The sequence below is a fragment of the Treponema sp. R8-4-B8 genome (assembly GCF_054786175.1).
Window position 1 is genome coordinate 1 of record NZ_BDHE01000389.1, and the last position, 451, is coordinate 451.

A 451-nucleotide genomic window follows, 5' to 3' on the forward strand; every position below is an offset into this window, starting at 1 on the left:
CAGTGGCATTATCGAAATTGTTTGAGCATCGCTACAAATTCGATGCGAAAGTTTATAATATACAGAAAAAAGCTTTTGAAGAGGTTACTATATTTTTAGATACCGGCTGTTACAACACAATGATTCCAAGACACCTCGCGGAAAACATCTGGACATTCTTTGGGGTTTATGATGAGATACAGCCTCGGCGCCAGTCTTATTGAAACAGAGGCGTTTTCCATAAATAAAATTATGATCGGGGATTTAGTCCTTGCAAAAGTTCTTGCGTTTGCGGGCAATTATAAGGGCGGTCAGGAAGATGACCTTATCCTTGGAACAAATGTCATTAACAACTGGGAAATGATCATAAGCAAAAAAGAGCCTCAATTTCCATTCCGTGAGAATCCGCCTGACAGTATTCAAAACAAGGCAAATATCTATCCAAATTACTTTAACAAAGACAGTCCTCCAC

At 39.0% G+C, this 451-nt stretch carries 2 protein-coding genes; both read left to right on the top strand.

The features are described 5' to 3' along the window. A partial coding sequence (locus ACYVRA_RS08900; RefSeq protein WP_461252355.1) for a hypothetical protein occupies nt 1-203 on the top strand: 203 nt, incomplete at its 5' end. Beyond that, nucleotides 169-451 (top strand): hypothetical protein (locus tag ACYVRA_RS08905; RefSeq protein WP_461252356.1); only part of this gene is annotated, 283 nt, incomplete at its 3' end. The genes ACYVRA_RS08900 and ACYVRA_RS08905, both read left to right, overlap by 35 nt.